Source organism: Mannheimia massilioguelmaensis (genome assembly GCF_000940515.1).
In the GTDB taxonomy this organism is placed as follows: domain Bacteria; phylum Pseudomonadota; class Gammaproteobacteria; order Enterobacterales; family Pasteurellaceae; genus Basfia; species Basfia bettyae.
Genome location: NZ_CDQL01000008.1, coordinates 53,237 through 72,894 on the forward strand (window position 1 = coordinate 53,237; position 19,658 = coordinate 72,894).

The 19,658-nt window shown below is 34.9% G+C and carries 17 protein-coding genes and 1 riboswitch; of the genes, 13 read left to right on the forward strand and 4 right to left on the reverse strand.

The genetic code is table 11. The features are described from left to right. Nucleotides 1-122: 122 nt before the first annotated feature. Nucleotides 123-683 (forward strand): TetR/AcrR family transcriptional regulator, encoded by a 561-nt coding sequence (locus tag BN1226_RS08670; RefSeq protein WP_044470858.1) that lies wholly within the window; start codon nucleotides 123-125, stop codon nucleotides 681-683. Nucleotides 684-777: 94 nt separating this feature from the next. Here BN1226_RS08670 and ykgO read toward each other — a convergent pair whose 3' ends face one another. Beyond that, complete coding sequence (ykgO, locus tag BN1226_RS08675) at nucleotides 778-918, reverse strand: type B 50S ribosomal protein L36 (RefSeq protein WP_005760152.1); 141 nt, start codon at nucleotides 916-918, stop codon at nucleotides 778-780. 39 nt (nucleotides 919-957) lie between these two features. Continuing rightward, nucleotides 958-1,224 (reverse strand): type B 50S ribosomal protein L31, encoded by a 267-nt coding sequence (locus BN1226_RS08680; protein WP_044470859.1) that lies wholly within the window; start codon nucleotides 1,222-1,224, stop codon nucleotides 958-960. Nucleotides 1,225-1,417: 193 nt separating this feature from the next. On the opposite strand from BN1226_RS08680, the gene BN1226_RS08685 reads away from it, so the two are divergent. The 9 genes from BN1226_RS08685 (at nucleotide 1,418) to BN1226_RS08725 (ending at nucleotide 12,115) form a co-directional block, all read left to right on the forward strand. Further along, nucleotides 1,418-3,106 (forward strand): protein-disulfide reductase DsbD, encoded by a 1,689-nt coding sequence (locus BN1226_RS08685; RefSeq protein WP_044470860.1) that lies wholly within the window; start codon nucleotides 1,418-1,420, stop codon nucleotides 3,104-3,106. A 613-nt stretch (nucleotides 3,107-3,719) separates the two neighbouring features. After that, complete coding sequence (gene purH, locus BN1226_RS08690) at nucleotides 3,720-5,318, forward strand: bifunctional phosphoribosylaminoimidazolecarboxamide formyltransferase/IMP cyclohydrolase (RefSeq protein ID WP_044470861.1); 1,599 nt, start codon at nucleotides 3,720-3,722, stop codon at nucleotides 5,316-5,318. A gap of 183 nt (nucleotides 5,319-5,501) precedes the next feature. Next, nucleotides 5,502-6,791: a phosphoribosylamine--glycine ligase gene (gene purD / locus BN1226_RS08695; RefSeq protein ID WP_044470862.1), complete on the forward strand. Its 1,290-nt coding sequence runs from the start codon at nucleotides 5,502-5,504 to the stop codon at nucleotides 6,789-6,791. 147 nt (nucleotides 6,792-6,938) lie between these two features. Continuing rightward, complete coding sequence (locus BN1226_RS08700) at nucleotides 6,939-7,472, forward strand: hypothetical protein (RefSeq protein ID WP_044470863.1); 534 nt, start codon at nucleotides 6,939-6,941, stop codon at nucleotides 7,470-7,472. 79 nt (nucleotides 7,473-7,551) lie between these two features. After that, on the forward strand, nucleotides 7,552-8,814 hold the full coding sequence (gene glyA, locus BN1226_RS08705; RefSeq protein WP_044470864.1) for a serine hydroxymethyltransferase: 1,263 nt from the start codon (nucleotides 7,552-7,554) through the stop codon (nucleotides 8,812-8,814). After that, entirely contained in the window at nucleotides 8,814-9,098 is a 285-nt protein-coding gene (locus BN1226_RS08710) for a DUF1294 domain-containing protein (protein ID WP_044470865.1), read from the forward strand. The genes glyA and BN1226_RS08710 overlap by 1 nt, the downstream gene beginning before the upstream one ends. 170 nt (nucleotides 9,099-9,268) lie before the next feature. Beyond that, on the forward strand, nucleotides 9,269-9,859 hold the full coding sequence (locus BN1226_RS10460; protein ID WP_082041921.1) for a YgiW/YdeI family stress tolerance OB fold protein: 591 nt from the start codon (nucleotides 9,269-9,271) through the stop codon (nucleotides 9,857-9,859). 179 nt (nucleotides 9,860-10,038) lie between these two features. Then, complete coding sequence (locus BN1226_RS08720; protein ID WP_044470866.1) at nucleotides 10,039-10,701, forward strand: response regulator; 663 nt, start codon at nucleotides 10,039-10,041, stop codon at nucleotides 10,699-10,701. Nucleotides 10,702-10,708: 7 nt separating this feature from the next. After that, nucleotides 10,709-12,115 carry an ATP-binding protein gene (locus BN1226_RS08725; protein WP_044470867.1) on the forward strand — a complete coding sequence of 469 codons (1,407 nt, stop codon included), beginning with the start codon at nucleotides 10,709-10,711 and terminating at the stop codon, nucleotides 12,113-12,115. A 67-nt stretch (nucleotides 12,116-12,182) separates the two neighbouring features. Here BN1226_RS08725 and ytfE read toward each other — a convergent pair whose 3' ends face one another. Beyond that, the gene (gene ytfE / locus BN1226_RS08730) at nucleotides 12,183-12,863 is read right to left on the reverse strand and encodes an iron-sulfur cluster repair protein YtfE (RefSeq protein WP_044470868.1); all 681 of its coding nucleotides are present in this window, start codon (nucleotides 12,861-12,863) and stop codon (nucleotides 12,183-12,185) included. Between the two features lie 181 nt (nucleotides 12,864-13,044). Then, nucleotides 13,045-15,990, reverse strand: coding sequence for a bifunctional [glutamate--ammonia ligase]-adenylyl-L-tyrosine phosphorylase/[glutamate--ammonia-ligase] adenylyltransferase (glnE, locus tag BN1226_RS08735; protein ID WP_044470869.1), 2,946 nt, complete (start codon nucleotides 15,988-15,990; stop codon nucleotides 13,045-13,047). Between the two features lie 198 nt (nucleotides 15,991-16,188). Continuing rightward, a riboswitch (TPP riboswitch) is annotated at nucleotides 16,189-16,282 on the forward strand. Nucleotides 16,283-16,339: 57 nt separating this feature from the next. Here glnE and thiB point away from each other — a divergent pair. Genes thiB through thiQ form a run of 3 tightly spaced genes read left to right on the forward strand, consistent with a single transcriptional unit; the run spans nucleotide 16,340 to nucleotide 19,596 of the window. Then, nucleotides 16,340-17,341, forward strand: coding sequence for a thiamine ABC transporter substrate binding subunit (gene thiB / locus BN1226_RS08740; RefSeq protein ID WP_044470870.1), 1,002 nt, complete (start codon nucleotides 16,340-16,342; stop codon nucleotides 17,339-17,341). Between the two features lie 7 nt (nucleotides 17,342-17,348). Then, a complete protein-coding gene (gene thiP / locus BN1226_RS08745; RefSeq protein ID WP_044470871.1) occupies nucleotides 17,349-18,974 on the forward strand; it encodes a thiamine/thiamine pyrophosphate ABC transporter permease ThiP in 1,626 nt (541 codons plus the stop codon). Next, nucleotides 18,967-19,596 carry a thiamine ABC transporter ATP-binding protein gene (gene thiQ, locus BN1226_RS08750; RefSeq protein ID WP_044470872.1) on the forward strand — a complete coding sequence of 210 codons (630 nt, stop codon included), beginning with the start codon at nucleotides 18,967-18,969 and terminating at the stop codon, nucleotides 19,594-19,596. Before thiP ends, thiQ begins: the two co-directional genes overlap by 8 nt. The last annotated feature ends 62 nt before the right edge of the window (nucleotides 19,597-19,658 follow it).

Genomic DNA, 19,658 nt, shown 5'->3' on the forward strand with positions numbered 1-19,658 from the left:
TTGACTTTCTTCAGTATAGAAAGGTGAAATGTCATTCTCAACCATCAAAAACCAACAAAATGTTGCTTATTTAGACAAAATTGGATAAATTGTTGGTTATCTTGCATTATCAGGTCAAATTTATGAAACAAGATATTCGTATTACCAAAACAATAGAGCAGATTAATATTAGCTTTTTAGCATTATTAGAAGAAAAGAGCTTTGAGAATATAGTCGTGCAAGATATTTTAGATAAAGCGAAAATTAATCGATCAACTTTTTATAAACATTTTCAAAATAAACATGCAGTGGCATTGCAACTGATTGATGAATTGAAAGCTACGTTATTAGGTAATTTTGAAGATCGTTTTTCCATTCCTAGCACACAATTTGCCCAAAAAGTAACCCCTGTATTTCTACAAAATAAGAAAATTATTCGTTTAATTGGACAAATTGAAAGTCCGAAAATTAATTTGTATCGTGAATTACAAAAAATAATCAAGCGTCAATATATTACTCAAGTGCAAAAAGGAACTGATAAGAGTGATGCTGATCTAGATTTACAAGCCCATATTTTTGCAACTACTATTTTAGGCATGATGAGATATTTTGTGGAACGTGATGAACCACCTGTAGCAGAAAAAGTGTTAAGAGATATAAAAGAAGTGTTCAAGCAATTAATTATTGAAGAAAAAATCCCTTAATCCAAAAAGATCAAGGGATAATTTATTGATTATTGATAAGTTTACTCACAAACAGTTGAAAATTTTTTGTGGAATAAAAGAAACAGATTATCAATTAACGCTTTTTCTTTCCGCCTTGACGAGCTTTAAAACGTGGATTTTCCTTATTGATCACGTAAACTACACCATGACGTCTTACTATTTTGCAACCTGGATGACGTGTTTTTGCACTTTTGAGAGAAGCAAGTACTTGCATATTAAACCCCTTAATTTTTATAAATTTTTTATAAGATCATTATTTGCTTCTTAAGGAACCAAATTTACCATAACGATTATTAAATTCACTCGCACGACCTTCATTACCAACTTGGCGAGTTTTTCCTGTATAAAATGGATGAGAGGCAGAAGATGTATCGCACATAAATACAGGATATTCTTTTCCATCTTCCCATTTCATGGTTGCAGTTGTTCTAGCACAAGAACGAATTAAGAACCCTTTTTTTGCATTACTATCGAAAAATAAGACAGTGCGATAATTGTCTGGATGAATACCTTTCTTCATAAATTTTCCTTTTATTTTAAATAATATTAAAAAAATGTAATGCGTATACTACATAAAAAATATTTAAAGTCAAACTTATTTTTTTTGTTAAAATAAGTTTTTTGATCAACTAGAATATAAATGATTTTATACTAAATCTGCGTCATATTATGATACACTGTCCATTATTCTGCTTTATTTTATATATGATTATATGAAACATTTTTTACTTTTATTGACATTATTTTTTGTCGCTATTACTGCAAAAGCTGGATTATTTGATAAACATGCCCCATTAAAAGTAGATGAGGCATTTATTTTTTCTGCTGAACAAAATCAACAGCAGGTGAATTTGCATTGGCAAATTGCCGATGGCTATTATTTATATAAAAAAGAAATTCATGTTGAAATTGCAAATATGCCAGTGAAAGGAATTGTATTTCCAGCAGGAGAATCGCATAAAGATGAGTTTTTTGGTGAAGTAGAGATTTTTACTCATCATCTTACATTAGCGGTACCTATTAAGGATATACCTAATGACAGCCAATTATCTATTTCTTATCAAGGATGTACGGAAGGTTTTTGCTATCCACCTGAAACAAAGCTGGTCAACATTAAAGATGTAGTTTCAAAGCAAATATCCTCAGAAGAACAAACTCTATCAGAGCAGGATCATCTTGCTCAACAGCTTTCTAATAGTAAATATTCCGTATTTTGGTTCTTTATCCTGGGACTAGGTTTAGCATTTACACCTTGTGTTTTACCTATGTTACCTCTGCTATCTGCGATTGTTATTGGACATGGTCAACGTCCATCTACTTCAAAAGCATTATTTTTAAGTTTTGTTTATGTACAAGGCATGGCATTAACTTATACATTGTTAGGGTTAATTGTTGCGCTGATTGGACTCCCTTTCCAAGTTGCATTACAAAGTCCTTATGTGTTAATAGGATTATCAATCCTTTTTATTATTTTATCTCTTTCAATGTTTGGTCTTTTTGAATTACAGTTGCCCGTTGCTTGGCAAACCAAGTTAACCTTACTTAGTCAAAAACAAAAGGGCGGAGTATTCAGTGGTGTATTTATTATGGGGATGATTTCTGGCTTAGTGGCGTCTCCTTGCACTACAGCACCATTATCGGGAGTATTGCTTTATGTTGCTCAAAGCGGAGATATTTTAACAGGTGCCATTACCTTATATCTTCTTGCATTAGGCATGGGATTGCCTTTAATGTTGATCACGGTATTCGGCAATAAAATACTACCTAAATCAGGAAGCTGGATGATTATCATTAAAGAGCTATTTGGTTTCGTCTTATTACTTTTACCCGTTTTTTTACTCATTCGTGTATTTCCAGATTGGGAAGCAACTATTATTGTAATTTGGCTAATTGCATTTTGTTGTTGGGTATCTTCTAAACGATATTGGGTTGGTTTATTAGTCACATTCATCATTTTCTTTAGTGTTAACCAGTTGTCTCATTTCCCTTTCACAGATAGTGCGGTAGGAAAACAAAAAATTTTATCCACGACAAGCTTTCAAGTTGTCAGCAGTTACGATGAATTGCAACAGCTTTTAAAAGCTAATCCAAAGTCTATTGCAATGTTAGATTTATATGCAGATTGGTGTGTCGCTTGTAAAGAGTTTGAAAAATATACATTTTCTGATCCTCGTGTTCAGCAAAATTTCGAAAATATCTTATTGTTACAAGCCGATATGACAGAAAATAGTTCTGAAAATATTCAATTAATGAAAAAACTAAATGTGCTCGGCTTGCCGACCATTATTTTCTTTGATCAGAATGCGCAGGAAATTGAGAATTCAAGAATCACTGGATTTATGGATGCGGAATCATTTTTAAAAGTATTAAAACCACATTTAATGAGTAGTCCACATCATTAATAATGAGTCTCTTAAAAAAGCGCTAATTATTTTTATGATTAAAAATGATAAAATTTCATGCCCACAAAAATTAAATTAAAAAAATTTAATATTATTTTTTTAATCTAGAGGAAATTCTTGAATAGAATCAAGATGGTATATGAAGGGAGTTTTAGATCTGATGAATCCTTTTGTTATATAGGGTGTCTGTGAATATTTGATAAATAATTTTAAGAAAGAAAAAGTAAATAAATTGAATTATTAACTAAAAGTAAAAAGTGTTTTTCTTTTTTTGATGATTGTTATCAAAAAAAACTTCAAGTAGACTTGATCAGGTTGTTGAGATTCCCCTTATCTTAGCAATACTTAGATATAATATAGAACCCCTATATTGCAAATCTAAATTTCCTTACAAATTTGCCTGCAAAAATTGCAGGCTTTTTTATTTCTTATTTTTCATATTTTTTAACAGATTATTTAGATAAAACGTTTATTGATTTTGCTCTATCTATTACCTTATTTAGGCTAAATTTTAGCAAAATGATAGGAAATTTTAGAATATCTCTTTAAAAAAGCAAACGTTTGCGTTATGATGTTTACCGTTTTCATTTGCTTCAATTTGAGGAATAAATTCATGTCAATTCGTCCTATTCGCCAGGCTTTATTAAGTGTTTCAGATAAAACTGGGATTGTAGAGTTCGCCCAAGGTTTAGTTAAACGTGGTGTTAAATTACTTTCAACAGGGGGAACCGCAAAATTACTTGCTGATAGCGGATTACCTGTCACTGAAGTTTCCGATTACACAGGCTTTCCTGAAATGATGGATGGTCGTGTGAAAACATTACATCCGAAAGTACATGGCGGGATTTTAGGACGTCGTGGCACAGATGATGAAATCATGCAAAAACATGGTATTGATGGTATTGACATGGTTGTGGTAAACCTTTATCCATTTGCACAAACAGTAGCAAAACCTCATTGTACATTAGAAGATGCTATTGAGAATATTGATATTGGTGGCCCAACAATGGTTCGTTCTGCAGCTAAAAACCATAAAGATGTTGCTATCGTTGTCAATAATTCCGATTTTAATGCAGTACTTGCAGAAATGGATCAACATCAAAATAGTTTAACTTTAGAAACTCGTTTTGATTTAGCTATCCGTGCCTTTGAACATACCGCACAATACGATTCAATGATTGCCAACTATTTTGGTCAATTAGTAAAACCTTATTTTACTGCTGATGAGGAAGACAAAGAAGCTAAATGTGGTCAATTCCCACGTACATTAAATTTAAACTTCATTCGTAAGCAAACGATGCGTTATGGTGAGAATAGCCACCAAAATGCAGCATTCTATGTAGAAAAAGAAGTGAAAGAAGCATCAGTTTCAACGGCGAAACAATTACAAGGTAAAGCACTTTCTTATAATAATATTGCAGATACAGATGCTGCTCTTGAATGTGTAAAATCATTTGATGAACCTGCTTGTGTTATTGTGAAACATGCTAATCCTTGTGGTGTTGCTTTAGGTAAAAATGTGTTAGAAGCTTATGAACGGGCATATCAAACAGACCCAACATCTGCCTTTGGGGGAATTATCGCATTTAATCGTGAGTTAGATGAAGCAACGGCATTAGCTATTGTTGAGCGTCAATTTGTAGAAGTGATTATTGCACCAACTGTTTCAGCAGAGGCTTTAGAAGTTATCAAACGTAAGAAAAATGTTCGAGTATTAGAATGTGGTGCATTAACGAAACCTCAAGCTCGTTTAGATGTGAAACGAGTAAATGGTGGTTTGTTAGTTCAAGATGCCGACCTAGGCACAGTGACTATTGACGATTTAGAAGTGGTTAGCAAACGTAAACCAACTAAACAAGAATTAGAAGATATGCTGTTTTGCTGGAAAGTTGCAAAATTTGTGAAATCAAATGCTATCGTGTATGCCAAAAATAACCAAACCATTGGTATTGGCGCGGGACAAATGAGCCGAGTATATTCAGCAAAAATTGCGGGAATTAAAGCATTAGATGAAGGTTTAGAGGTTAAAGGATGTGTCATGGCATCAGATGCATTTTTCCCATTCCGTGATGGTATTGATTCTGCTGCAGAAGTGGGAATTGAATGTGTTATTCATCCAGGTGGGTCAATGCGTGATCAAGAAGTTATTGATGCAGCGGATGAACATAATATGGTGATGGTTCTCACTAAAATGAGACATTTTCGTCATTAACCGAAAAGTATTCAGACTTTGCCTTGCTTATTGAAGAACTTAATTTTTATGGAAAATTTATAAGTATTATTTTGTGGTTAACTAGTTAAAAAGACAATAAATTTTCCTATAATTTTAATCTTTTTAGATGGCAAAGAAGAGAACGCTATAAGATTGAATCTAACAACATTGATAGGGTAATAAATGAATATTTTAATTATTGGTAACGGTGGTCGTGAACATGCTTTAGCTTGGAAAGCTGCACAATCACCACTGGCTGATAAAGTGTTTGTCGCACCAGGTAATGCAGGTACAGCTCGGGAAGCAAATGTTGAAAATGTGCATATTGCGGTCACAGATGTGGAAAAATTAGTCGCATTTGCTCAACAAAATAATATTGGGTTAACCATTGTCGGCCCAGAAGCTCCACTAGTGGTAGGTGTGGTGGATGCATTTGAGAAAGCTGGGTTAACAATTTTTGGACCACGTCAATCGGCGGCACAATTAGAAGGCTCTAAAGCCTTTACCAAAGATTTCTTAGCTCGTCATAATATCCCAACTGCAGAATATCAAAATTTTACAGAAGTTGAGCCAGCGCTTGCTTATCTTCGTGAGAAAGGTGCGCCAATTGTAATTAAAGCAGATGGTTTAGCAGCTGGAAAAGGGGTTATTGTCGCAATGACATTACAAGAAGCCGAAGATGCAGTGCGAGATATGCTTTCAGGTAATGCCTTTGGTGACGCAGGCAGTCGAGTGGTTATTGAAGAATTTTTAGATGGCGAAGAAGCTAGTTTTATCGTGATGGTGGATGGTAAGAATGTTGAACCTATGGCAACTTCACAAGATCACAAACGTGTAGGTGAAGGTGATAAAGGGCTAAATACTGGAGGTATGGGTGCTTATTCTCCTGCACCTGTGGTGACTCAAGAAATTCATCAGCGAGTTATGGAACAAATTATCTATCCAACCGTCAATGGTATGGCTTCAGAAGATAATATTTATAAAGGTTTTTTATATGCGGGTCTAATGATTGATAAAAATGGTCAGCCTAAAGTCATTGAATTTAACTGTCGTTTTGGAGATCCTGAAACTCAACCTATTATGATGCGTATGAAATCTGATTTAGTAGAACTCTGTTTAAAAGCTTGTAACGGCGAGTTAAGCCAAGTGAAATCAGAATGGTCAGAACAAGCTGCATTAGGTATAGTATTAGCTGCTGAAGGTTATCCAGGGGATTATCGTAAAGCTGACGAAATCAAAGGGCTTCCGATACAATCAACCAGTGACGAAAAGGTATTCTTGGCAGGCGTTGCTGAAAAAGAAGGAAAATTAGTCACTAATGCTGGTCGTGTACTTTGCGTCACCGCATTGGCTGATTCTGTATTTGCTGCACAACAAAAAGCGTTAAAATTAGCAGAACAAGTAAACTGGAACGGTCGTTTCTATCGTCGAGATATTGGTTACCGTGCTGTTTCTCGTGAGCAATCAAAATAATTGAAAAAGCAACCGCACTTTTTATTTGAGAATTATTTCATCAAAGTGCGGTTATTTTTCTAAAAATTTTGATAAATTGTATTTTGTGCTTTATCCCTTCAATATCCTGTGATAAAAAAGTAAAAAATTATGTAAGGAAAAGTGGCTATGCAAAAGAAAATATTAATTACTTTATGTGGATTATTGTTAGTAGGTTGTGCTTCTCAAAATAAACAGGATGTATTTGTGACGAAACAAGATCTGCTTGGCGAATGGAATTGTACCACTCAATATCCAGAAATGAATTTAGTGACAGTTGATAATCTCACCATACATCAAGATGGATCATTATTTAATGAAGGAGTGATGATCAATCACAATGTTTTCGTATATGGTGTAGAACAGAAAGGCACCTGGCAGTTAAACGGCAATGCTTTAACTTATCGAATGCCAACCAATAAAGTGACTCGTAAACATTCAGATAAAGTTATCGCATTATTAGCTAAAGATAAAAATTTAAAATCAGCAGAAGAAAAATTATTCAAATTGTACTCATCACCACCTTCAAAGCCAGAAGGGGAGTTAATTGATTTAATGATTATTGGACGAGGTAAGCGTCCAGCTGATAATCGTGAGTTTCTGTTACTTGAGCAGAAAATTGATACTCATCGATTTGGTAATGTATGTTACCGAATGGATTAATGTTACATGCGAAAAAGATTAATACATTATTGTATTAAGCAATTCGTAAAACTTTTCACCAGCAACAAGGAAAAGCCTAATGTTAGAAAATAAATCAATTGCAGAATTGGATCCAGTATTATGGGACGCTATTCAAAATGAAAATCGTCGCCAAGAAGATCATATTGAATTAATTGCTTCTGAAAATTATGTGACCAAAGCCGTCATGGAAGCTCAAGGTTCTCAATTAACCAATAAATATGCGGAAGGTTATCCTGGTAAACGTTATTACGGTGGCTGTGAATATGTGGATATTGTTGAACAATTAGCTATTGATCGTGCAAAAGAACTATTTGGTGCTGATTATGCGAATGTACAACCACATTCTGGTTCTCAAGCTAATGCGGCTGTGTACATGGCATTATTAAATCCAGGTGATACCATTTTAGGTATGAGCCTTGCTCATGGCGGTCACTTGACTCATGGCGCATCAGTCAGTTTTTCTGGCAAAATTTATAAAGCCGAACAATATGGTATTAACGCAGACGGGCTGATTGATTATGATGCTTTACGCCAACAAGCGTTAGATGTGAAACCTAAAATGATCGTAGCAGGTTTCTCAGCTTATTCCCAAGTTGTTGATTGGGCGAGAATGCGTGTAATTGCCGATGAAGTGGGCGCCTATTTATTTGTTGATATGGCTCATGTTGCAGGTTTAATTGCGGCAGGAATTTATCCAAATCCATTACCTCATGCACATGTGGTAACAACAACGACGCATAAAACCTTAGCTGGCCCTCGTGGTGGTTTAATTCTTTCATCAGCCAAAGATGAAGAAATTTATAAAAAACTGCAAAGTGCGGTCTTTCCCGCTGGGCAAGGTGGTCCGTTAATGCATGTAATTGCTGCAAAGGCAGTATGTTTTAAAGAAGCATTACAACCTACGTTTAAGGAATATCAAAAACAAGTGTTACAAAATGCTAAAGCGATGGTTGATGTATTTAAACAACGTGGTTATGAAATTGTATCCAATGGCACGGAAAATCACTTATTCTTAGTAAGTTTTGTTAAACAAGGCTTAACAGGGAAAGCTGCTGATGCTGCATTAGGTGCTGCACATATCACAGTAAATAAAAACTCTGTTCCTAATGATCCACAAAAACCTTTTATTACCTCTGGTATTCGAGTAGGTTCACCTTCTATTACTCGTCGTGGTTTTAAACAAAATGATGCCGCTGATTTAGCAGGTTGGATGTGTGATGTATTAGATAGTATGGGTAAAGATAATCACCAACAAGTGATTGAAGCAACCAAAGCAAAAGTATTAGCTATCTGTAAACGTTTGCCAGTATACGCTAAATAATGTTTATTTGGACGTTAACTATCTACTTAGCGGCGGTGAATATCGCCGCTTATTTTTTGATGCGAGCAGATAAGCAAAGAGCACAAAACAAAGAATGGCGGATTGAAGAATCTGTCTTTTTTACATTGTGTTTTTCAGGTGGATTTATTGGTATTCATCTCGCTATGGAACATTTCCGCCATAAAACCAAACATTGGCAATTTCGTGCTGCTGTTATTATAAGTGCGGTCATTTTCTTAATTATTTTGCCGATCATATTTTTTATGAGGTTGAAGACATCGTAATAATTTTTCTAAATTAAACCGCTGTTTATTATGTAAAAGTGCGGTTGTTGAGATAGAAATTTTTCTAATATTTGCGTCTTATAAAGTATTTTCATTGCAATATCAATGCATAAATTATACATTATAATCCGTTATATATTGTCTTCACTTGATTACGAAGATTATTATTTATGAATAAGATAAATTTTGTCATAATTCTACTGCTATCAAGCTTAGGGTCTGTGTTGGCTAATGTTGAGCCTGTCAAAACAGAAGAATTTAGCGATTCTGTTAATAGTGTTGGTAATAAAACGATTATTCCGCCAAGGCTTGAATTAGATGCTCAAATAACCCCTAATTCTCAATCAGAAGAGGATGCTAAAATGTTAGAAGAGTATTTAACCCCTATGGAGTTTGGTGGTTATATGCCTGCTCCACAAGGCAATTTGGCCACATCAAATAGAGTGAATAAGGTTGCGAATGCGACAAAATGGGAAGATGATCAAATTATTGTGTTAGAAGGTTATATCGTCAAACAAGTGGGGCGTCGTTCTTATTTATTTAGAGATGATAGTGGTGAAATTACCTTAGGGATTGATCGCAGAGCGTGGAATAAAGGGCTTTTCACCGCACAAGATAAAGTGAAATTAATTGCTGATGTGGATACTTCATGGGGTAAAATTGAGGTGGAAGCAATTCGGATTGAGCCTCTTGGAGAGCATATAAATCTTCCTTTTAATATGGATAAAAAAGCCTCTCATATTGAAAGAACCGAACAATAATTGATATATGGCGACAGGATGTCGCTTTTTTTGTATAGAAACATGTATTTTTATAATAAACGATAATAAATATAGGAATACACTGCTGCGTTCGTCTGCCCAGAACTAAATAATGTTGTTTGTTATTTTAGTAGCAGCAGTGTATCCCTACATTTATTTCTATAATTTTGAGGATAATGATGAGAATACTCTTAATAGAAGATGATTTATTAATTGGTAATGGCATAAAAGTTGGTTTAACTAAATCTGGTTTTTTGGTTGATTGGTTTACTGATGGTAAAACTGGTTTTGAAGCCATTGATGCCGCACCATATGATGCTGTAGTATTAGATTTAACATTACCTCGTATGGATGGTTTAGATATTTTAAAATGCTGGCGTCAAGATAATATTGATGTCCCAGTTTTGGTATTGACTGCTCGTGATACGTTGGACGAACGTGTGCTAGGATTACAACAAGGTGCAGATGATTATCTATGTAAACCTTTTGCTCTTTCAGAAGTCATTGCTCGTTTGCAAGCATTAATTCGTCGTCATCATGGACAAACGAATCCAATTATTGAACATGGCGCCATAAAATTTGATGCAACAAACCATCGAGTGTTATTAAACGGAGAAGATGTTTTTTTAACGACTCGTGAATATAAATTACTTGAGTTATTTATTTTAAATAAAGAACGAGTGCTTTCTCGTTCATTTATTGAAGAGAAAATGTATAGTTGGGAAGGCGAAGTTAACAGTAATGCTTTGGAAGTGCATATTTATAATCTACGTCAAAAATTAGGCAAAAGCTTTATTCGAACAGTGCATGGAGTAGGTTATACATTAGGAAAAAGTGAATAATATATAGATGCGTTATATGAAGAGCATTCGTTTTCGTTTAATTATTATTTTATCCCTTGTATCTTTAATTGTTCGGGGGATTATAGGATATTTTACATGGGACTATGTGCATATAGAGATCAACCATATTTTTGATAGTCGACAAATTTTATTGGCTAAGCGGTTAGCTTCTTCTTCATTACAACAAATTTTATATGAAAAACAAAATTCTCTTATTTCACCTGCTGGAGGTTTTGTGGATCAATCAAGCCTGCAAGGTGTGACATCAAAACAATATGATGATGACGCCTTAGCCTTTGCAATTTTTACTCGCTATGGTGAAAAAGTTGTCAGCGATGATGCTAATGGCGAATACTTACCTTTCCAACCTACTCAGGGATTTTCTACGGCTAGATTAACTAATAGTGATGAAGAATGGCGTGTTTTTTGGCTTCCATCTAAGGACAAAGAATTATTAATTGCTGTGGGTCAACAAGTTGAATATCGTGATACATTAATTAACAAATTTGTATGGGATCAACTGCTGATATGGATATTGACTTTCCCTATTATGCTAGGTTTTATTGTTTGGATCATCACAAGGGAATTTAGCTTATTAAAGCAATTATCTGAAAATCTTAAAAAACGTAAACCAGATGATAATATGCTGATTAGTACCGAAAATATGCCTACAGAAGTATTACCTTTAGTGAATGGATTAAATAGCTATATCGCAAGAAGTGCAAAGACATTAATTCGGGAACGACGCTTTACTTCTGATGCTGCTCATGAGTTACGTAGTCCGTTAGCAGGTTTAAAAGTGCAAACAGAATTGGTGCAAATGCTGAATGATGAACCTGAATTACAACAGGAAGCGCTTAATAATCTAAATGAAGCTATCAGTCGCATGACGAATCTTGTGGAACAATTATTAACTTTATCCCGTCTTGATAATTTAGATGAGTTGGAGGAGTTAGAAAACATTAATTGGCAAGAACTGATAGAGCATGTATTGCGGACTCAATCAGGTTATGCGGCGAAGCGTAATATGCAGTTATTTTTTGATAAACAATCTATACCTTTACAAAAACAAGGTCAGCCGTTATTGCTTTCATTAATGTTAGGCAACTTATTAGATAATGCGATTAAATATTGTTCGGAGAGATCTTTTATCCGGATAATTTTAACAAAAAATGCTGTGATTATTGAGGATAATGGCGGTGGAGTAAGTGATGAAGAAATTCAAAAGCTTGGTCAACGCTTTTATCGCCCAGCAGGTCAAAATGAAAAAGGCAGTGGTTTAGGTATTTCTATTGTTTATCGTATTGCAGAATTACACGGATATAGTTTTTCAATAGAAAATATTAAAGATGATCAAGGGAATACTTTAGGATTGCGCTCGATTATTCGATTACATGAAGAAAAAGTGCGGTGAAATATTCAAAAATTTCTCAAATGAAAGGGCTAGAATACTAGCCCTTGAAAGTTTGAAAATCGTTACACTATTCTACGCCAGCTGCTTTTCTTACTCGAGGGAATAAAATATTATTTTCAGTATGAGTGTGTAACATTAATTCGTCAATAAAATGAGCAATACCTGAATATAATGTTCTCCAGCTTGTACATGCATCTGCTGGTGCGGTGACATTATTGGTAAGTGATTTTAAAACTTCTAATTGATCGCCCATTTCATCATGTTCCATTTCCATCACACGAATCGGCATGGTTGCCATCATATAATTCCCTGCATTAATCATTGGGAAAAGAATTTGTTCTTCTTTCATTAAATGTTGGGAAAGATCTGCAAAAATATTTTCTAATTCTGCAGCTACACCTATAGGGCAATCTTCGCGATCAGCATGTACTTCTTCTACTTTTTTTGCTAGTTCCAGTAATTCTGGTAATTGTTCACGATGACCATCGTGGAAGCGAGCAATAATATAAGTAATAAGTTCATTAAATGGTGCTTCAGTCCAATTAGTCTCATCAATTTCAGATGGTGTATTTTGTAGCTCAGTTAGGCGTGTGTTAATTTCATTTATATCTAAATTTTTCGCTTGTGCTGCACTGGCTAATTCCACAGAACCACCACAGCAATAATCTAAATCATATTCTCGAAATAATTTAATTGCACCTGGTACAGAAATGGCAATATCACTTAATTTTTGATTTGAAAACGTCATAGATACCTCAGATTTTGTTTATGATAGAGTAAAAGTAAATAAGTTGACAAAAATAGTAGGGTATTTGGTGAAAAATAGAAAGTAATTTTTAAAAATCAAGTGATTTTAATGATTTAAATCAAAATTGATACCTGTTTATAGGTAAATGATAAGGGTAAGTGTAGGGCTTACCCTATGGAGGTTAATCTGTAAATAAGGTATTCCAGACGCCATCAATAAATTGGCGTTCCTTAGTAAATTCACTACTGCTAATGATAGAAGGCGCCCCCAATAAATTCAGATGATGTATTTTATTTCTTAACTTGGTATAGCAATTTTTCAAGGTTTCTGCGTGATCAAGTGAAATAATATGATGCTCCGCCATAATATCAAAGATACGGACATTATCTGACCAATAAGCTAATGCCGGGTTTTCTGGTGCATGTGCTAGAACTAAGTACTGAGCAATAAATTCAATATCTGTAATGCCTCCATGATCTTTTTTAATATTAAATTGCTCTGGATTTGTGTTAGCGAGGTGTTCATACATTTTCTCACGCATTTCTCGCACATCTATTTTAAGTGTTTGTAAATCACGAGAGGTAGATAAAATTTTTGTACGTATTTCATTAAATTGAGCTCTTAATGCAGGTTCACCATAGACTGCACGACTACGCACAAGAGATTGTTTTTCCCAAGTCCAAGCTTCATTCATTTGATAATCTTCAAATGCCTTAAATGAACAACTTAGTGGTCCTGCATTACCTGATGGACGTAATCGCATGTCCACTTCGTAAAGAATCCCTGCGCTGGTATTCATGCTGAAAATGCTAATGATCTTTTGTGCTAAACGCAGGTAGAATTGGCTATTATCGATGCTTTTTTTTCCACCGATAGTTTGACCTTGATGCGTTCCATCATAGAGGAAGACTAAATCTAAGTCTGAACGATAACCTAATTCGATCCCGCCAAGTTTCCCATAACCTACAACTAAGAAACCCGTTTGGTTATCTTGTAAATGTTCGGGTTTGCCGAAACGGGCAGTGACTTGTTGCCAAGCAAGATTGACTACAGCATGGATAATGGCCTCGGCAAGGAAAGTAAGATGATCACTCACTTTCATGACTGGTAATACGCCTAAAATATCTGCAGCAGCGACTCGGAGGTGCGTAGCTTGTTTAAATTGGCGTAATGCCGTAATAAATTGTTCATCATCATCTTCAGGCAAACGGAGTAAATATTGCTGTAATTCCGAAGGATAATTTTCATAAGAGGGTAGATCTAATAAAGCTTTAGGATCTAATAACTCATCTAATAAAATTGGATGTTGTGCTACCTGTTCGGCAATAAGTTGTGATTTTGCACATAATTCTATTAGTTGTGTTAATGCTTGAGGGTTCTCAAGTAATAATTCTAAATAGGTTGTTCGGGTTAGAATTTTCTCGACAATGTTTAACATTCTTGGTAACAAAGTGCGGTATTCAGCATGAGAAAAAATTTGTAATAATAAATTTGGTAGAAGCTGAGCAAGCACTTCTCGTCCTCGAATGCCAATAGAACGGAGTTTCACACTAGAACGGAAAGCTTCTAATTTATGGATTAATTCTTCTCGTTCATTTTCGCCGATCCCTTGTTGGATCAAAATATCAGATAACTCATTCTGCTCAATATGGGCGTCTAGAAAATCACGCCATTCATTTTCTTTGATATCTTGTTCTGGTTCTTCATCTTGTCCAATTAAATTTTGAAAAACTGACCGCACTTTTTGCTGATGTTGTTGTAATATGTGATAAAAACTTTGCCAATCAGTAATAGGATAATGAATTTCAATGCTTTGATGATTTTGATCCCAAAGAGTAAAACATTTTGTTGCTTCGACTAAACGTAATTGATCTAATTCTTTGCTAGGTAGTAATTGTGTTTGTTTATCATCAATGGCTTGTAATACGTTTTCTACACGGCGTAAGAATAAATAGGCTTGCATTAAATCTTGATGTTGCTTAGCACTAATCAGACCTAGTTTTTCAATTTCAGGGAGAAGTTTGAGTAATTCATGTTTTTGTAAGGCAATTTCTCGACCGCCACGAATGAGTTGAAAAACTTGTACAATAAATTCTATTTCTCGAATTCCACCTGCACCAAGCTTTATATTATCCACTAAGCCACGACGACGGACTTCACGCTCAATTTTATGCTTCATTTCTCGTAAAGATTGGATAACACTGAAATCGATGTAACGGCGATAAACAAATGGACGAAGTAGTTGGCGTAAGGTTTTGATATTAGGATCTTGTTCATCTGCCCCTAAAATTCGTCCTTTAATCATGGCATAGCGTTCCCAATCTCGCCCTTGTTCTTGATAATAGGTTTCCATTCCATTAAAACTTAATGCTAATGCACCGCTTTCACCAAATGGACGTAAACGCATATCTGTACGGTAAACGAAACCATCAACCGTAAATTCATCTAAAGTATTAATCAGTTTTTGTCCTAAACGCATAAAGAATTTTTGGTTTTCCATTGGTTTACGAGTTCCAACAGTTTCACCATTAGCAGGATAGGTGAAGATTAAATCAATATCTGATGAAAAATTAAGTTCAAAACCACCAAGTTTGCCCATTCCAAGAATATAAAGTTGTTGAGGATGTCCTTGTTCATCCACCGGTGTTCCCCAATCTGCACAAGCTTGTTTATAGAGCCAATCTCTTGCACAAATAATGCATGCTTCAGCTAATTGTGAAAGACGAATAAAAATTTCCTCTACCGTGCCTAAATTCAGGCTCTGACAAAAACTGAGCTTCACCATTTCACGGTTACGGAATTGTCGTAATGTTTTATATAACCCCGCTTCGTCAGTTACTGTATTTAATAACAGAGTTAAACGAGAAGCATAGTTTTCACAATCAGATAATGAGGGGCTAGTTTGCCAACACTCCCATAAAAAGTGCGGTTGTTTTTTGAAAATTTCTACCACAAAGTCAGACATCGCAATAGCCTGTGCTAGCCGTCCAATTGGGGCATTCAGATCCTGTTGTTGATCAATAATATCTTTGTACAATTGCGAATTACATTGATCAGGAAATTGCTCAATTAATAATTCTGCAAGTTGGGTTAACGTTGTTTGAAAGGCAGAAATGGGCATACTCATAGATGTTCCTAAGTCTTTGGTATGTAGATTTATATGTGTATTGTAACTGAATCTTAAAGATTATAAAAAGTTAGATGGTGAAGAAATGTTTTAAATATGCAGTTGCTTATAAGATACTTAATTAATGTCATACTTATTTTAAACCTCTCTGTAGAAAAATGGCTTGAATAAATCCCTTAAAAGCGATTAAACTATTTGCCGTTCTCAACGGGGTGCTTCATTTGAGGCTGAGAGAAACCCGTAGAACCTGATCTGATTAATCACAGCGTAGGGATTTGAGAAAGCGAGTAAATTTTTCTAAAATTGTACCGCACTTAAATTCCTTTAATTTCAATTAAAGGATTTTTTTATGCCTAAATCTAAAATTTTTCTTTTTTCAACCGCACTTTTTCTGTCTGGACAAGCGGTTGCAGAGAACCAATCGGTCAACCTTTATGCAGAAGAATATTTTGCTGCACAGTGGGGAGCCGGCCCTGAAGTAAAAACCAATTTTGAAAAAGCCTTCCCTCAGTGTCAAATTAATATGATTCCTTTTGATAGCCGTACCACCATGTTAAATCGTTTACGTTTGGAGGGAAAGAAAACCAAAGCTGATGTGGTGATTGGTATGGATAATCATCAATTAGAAGCTGCTGAAAAAACAGGTTTATTTGCACCTCATGGTGTCAGCTTGAACCATGTTAACATGCCAGTTAAGTGGCAGAGCCAATATTTTGTGCCTTATGAGTTTTCAAAATATGCGTTTATTTATGATAAAACTAAACTACAAAATCCACCTAAGAGCTTAAAAGAGTTAATTGAACGTGAAGATCTTAAGGTGATTTATCAAGATCCTCGTACAAGCAGTATTGGAAGAGGATTATTAGTTTGGATGAATATGCTTTATCCACAAGATCAAATTAATCAACAGTGGCAAACATTACAGAAACATACTGTTACTGTTGGCAAAGGTTGGTCAGAAACCTATGGTAGTTTTTTAAAAGGAGAAGCTGATTTGGTATTAAGTAATAATACCTCTCCGCTTTATCATTTGCTGAATGAGCATAATTCCAACTATGCTGCCACAGAATTTGCAGAGGGTGAAACCTTACAAATTGATATGGCAGGCAAAATCGCAGGAAAAAATAATGCTTGTGCGGATCATTTTTTAAGTTTTCTATTGCAACCAGATAGCCAAAAAACCATTATCACTAAAGGGATTATGTTGCCAGTGGTTGAAGGCAATATTGAGCCTCATTACGATGCACTAAAAAGTGCCGTGATGAAAAGTAAAACTATTGATACCTTGATGATTAGTGATGAACAATTGAAATCTTGGATAAACCAATGGCAGTCAGCATTGAGTAAATAACGGCGTTATGTCCTTATTATTTCCTTCCATTAAACATTTAGCTCCTGCCCATTATGTGGGCGGGATTTTGGTGCTATGTTTATTAATGGTGATTTATGGAGGCTCTTTATTAGCCGTATTTTATCAGGGGGAAGCTCACTCTTGGCAAAGTTTATGGCAAGATAGTTATTTATATCAAGTATTAAGGTTTAGCTTTTGGCAAGCTAGTCTTTCTGCTGGGCTTTCAGTGCTTATTGGATTGTTCTTTGCAAGGGCATTTTTTTATCAGCAGTTTAAAGGGAAATTATTGCTATTAAAATTATTTTCCTTAACTTTTGTATTGCCTTCTTTAGTAGCAATTTTGGGTTTATTAGGAATTTATGGCTCATCTGGTTGGCTTGCACAACTTTTAACTTATCTAAATATCTCATGGCAACCTAATATTTATGGCTTATCAGGTATTCTAATCGCCCATTTATTTTTTAATATTCCTTTAGCCGCACGTATGTTTTTGCAGAGTTTTCATAGTATTCCTAATCAACAACGACAACTCGCCGCACAATTAAATATGCAAGGTTGGCAATTTATTCGATTAATTGAATGGCCTTATTTACGTCAGCAACTATTACCTACATTGGTATTGATTTTTACTCTTTGCTTTACCAGTTTTGCTATCGTATTGAGTTTAGGTGGAGGACCAAAATATTCCACCCTTGAAGTGGCAATTTATCAAGCCATTATCTTTGATTTTGATTTATCTAAAGCGGCTTTATTTGTGCTATTACAATTTATTGTTTGTTTCTTATTGTTTGCACTCAGTAGCATGTTTAGTAAATTGCCAGAAACACATTTAAGTTTTAGAGAATTATGGTTCGCCAAACAGAAAAGTGCGGTTAAATTTTGGCAAATTTTAATGATTGCTATAGTCAGTTTATTTATACTTTCTCCTTTAGTTCATATTGTCATTAGTGCATTAGTGGCGAAAGATGCACTTCATGCATGGCAAGACCCACAATTATGGCGTTCTATGGCATATTCCTTTTCTATCGCACCGATTTCTGCCTTGTTAGCATTGCTGATGTCCATAGCACTATTAGAGCTATCCCGACGTTTAGCATGGTTTTATTTTGAAAAGCTTGCTCATTTATTGCTTAATTTAGGCATGTTAGTATTAGCCATTCCAAGCTTAATTGTGGCCATCGGTTTATTTTTATTATTACAACATATTGAATTTTCTTCGGCACATTTATTTGCCATTATGGTGTTATGTAATGCCCTATCAGCAATGCCATTTGTGCTGAAAATTTTGGCAGTGCCCATGAATATGAATCTTCAATATTATGAGAAACTTTGTCAATCTTTAGGGATTAAAGGTTGGCAGCGTTTTCGCCTTATTGAATGGCATACATTGGCAGCACCGATAAAATATGCCTTTGCATTAGCTTGTGCTTTATCATTAGGTGACTTTACGGCAATCGCTTTATTTGGTAGCCAAGATTTTTCTTCGTTACCTTATTTATTGTATCAACAGCTAGGCAGTTACCGAGGTGATCAAGCAGCTATTACGGCATTAATTCTATTATTAGTTTGTTTCGCGATGTTTGTGATAGTGGAACGCTCCTATATTCCTACCGAGGAAAAGCCCCATGATTAAGCTAGATCAAGTTCAGTTTCAATATAAAAATATGTTAATGGAGTTTAATTTACATATTCAACCTAAGGAGCGGATTGTTATTATTGGTGCGAGTGGCGCGGGGAAAAGTACTTTATTAAATCTTATTGCTGGATTTGAATATGCAAATTCAGGCGAGATTTGGTTAAATCAACAAAATCATACATTGACAGAACCCAGTGAACGCCCAGTTTCTATGTTGTTTCAAGAGAATAATTTATTTCCTCATCTAACTGTTGAACAAAATATTGGATTAGGCATAAAGCCGCATTTAAAACTCAATGAGGCACAATGGGCACAAGTAGAGCAGGTAGCAAGTGCGGTAGGATTAGAAAAATTTTTAACCCGTAAACCCGATCAACTATCGGGCGGGCAAAAACAGCGAGTTGCATTAGCTCGATGCTTATTGAGGGATAAACCTATTCTATTATTAGATGAGCCTTTTTCGGCATTAGATCCTATCTTACGTCTAGAAATGTTGAATTTATTATCTCAAATTTGTGAGCATAAACAACTTACTTTACTGATAGTGACTCATCAACCTAATGAGTTAACGGGTAAAATTGATCGTATTCTCACCATTGAAAATGGTCATATTGTTTAACAGGTTTAATATAAAAAAAGCCACTCACAAGGAGTGGCGAAAGAAAAAGTTCCTATATAGCT

Bases quoted from the DNA above. Each gene is read 5' to 3' on its own strand.
- BN1226_RS08670 (WP_044470858.1), top strand. From the start codon at position 123: ATGAAACAAGATATTCGTATTACCAAAACAATAGAGCAGATTAATATT.
- ykgO (WP_005760152.1), bottom strand. From the start codon at position 918: ATGCAAGTACTTGCTTCTCTCAAAAGTGCAAAAACACGTCATCCAGGT.
- BN1226_RS08680 (WP_044470859.1), bottom strand. From the start codon at position 1,224: ATGAAGAAAGGTATTCATCCAGACAATTATCGCACTGTCTTATTTTTC.
- BN1226_RS08685 (WP_044470860.1), top strand. From the start codon at position 1,418: ATGAAACATTTTTTACTTTTATTGACATTATTTTTTGTCGCTATTACT.
- purH (WP_044470861.1), top strand. From the start codon at position 3,720: ATGTCAATTCGTCCTATTCGCCAGGCTTTATTAAGTGTTTCAGATAAA.
- purD (WP_044470862.1), top strand. From the start codon at position 5,502: ATGAATATTTTAATTATTGGTAACGGTGGTCGTGAACATGCTTTAGCT.
- BN1226_RS08700 (WP_044470863.1), top strand. From the start codon at position 6,939: ATGCAAAAGAAAATATTAATTACTTTATGTGGATTATTGTTAGTAGGT.
- glyA (WP_044470864.1), top strand. From the start codon at position 7,552: ATGTTAGAAAATAAATCAATTGCAGAATTGGATCCAGTATTATGGGAC.
- BN1226_RS08710 (WP_044470865.1), top strand. From the start codon at position 8,814: ATGTTTATTTGGACGTTAACTATCTACTTAGCGGCGGTGAATATCGCC.
- BN1226_RS10460 (WP_082041921.1), top strand. From the start codon at position 9,269: ATGAATAAGATAAATTTTGTCATAATTCTACTGCTATCAAGCTTAGGG.
- BN1226_RS08720 (WP_044470866.1), top strand. From the start codon at position 10,039: ATGAGAATACTCTTAATAGAAGATGATTTATTAATTGGTAATGGCATA.
- BN1226_RS08725 (WP_044470867.1), top strand. From the start codon at position 10,709: ATGCGTTATATGAAGAGCATTCGTTTTCGTTTAATTATTATTTTATCC.
- ytfE (WP_044470868.1), bottom strand. From the start codon at position 12,863: ATGACGTTTTCAAATCAAAAATTAAGTGATATTGCCATTTCTGTACCA.
- glnE (WP_044470869.1), bottom strand. From the start codon at position 15,990: ATGAGTATGCCCATTTCTGCCTTTCAAACAACGTTAACCCAACTTGCA.
- thiB (WP_044470870.1), top strand. From the start codon at position 16,340: ATGCCTAAATCTAAAATTTTTCTTTTTTCAACCGCACTTTTTCTGTCT.
- thiP (WP_044470871.1), top strand. From the start codon at position 17,349: ATGTCCTTATTATTTCCTTCCATTAAACATTTAGCTCCTGCCCATTAT.
- thiQ (WP_044470872.1), top strand. From the start codon at position 18,967: ATGATTAAGCTAGATCAAGTTCAGTTTCAATATAAAAATATGTTAATG.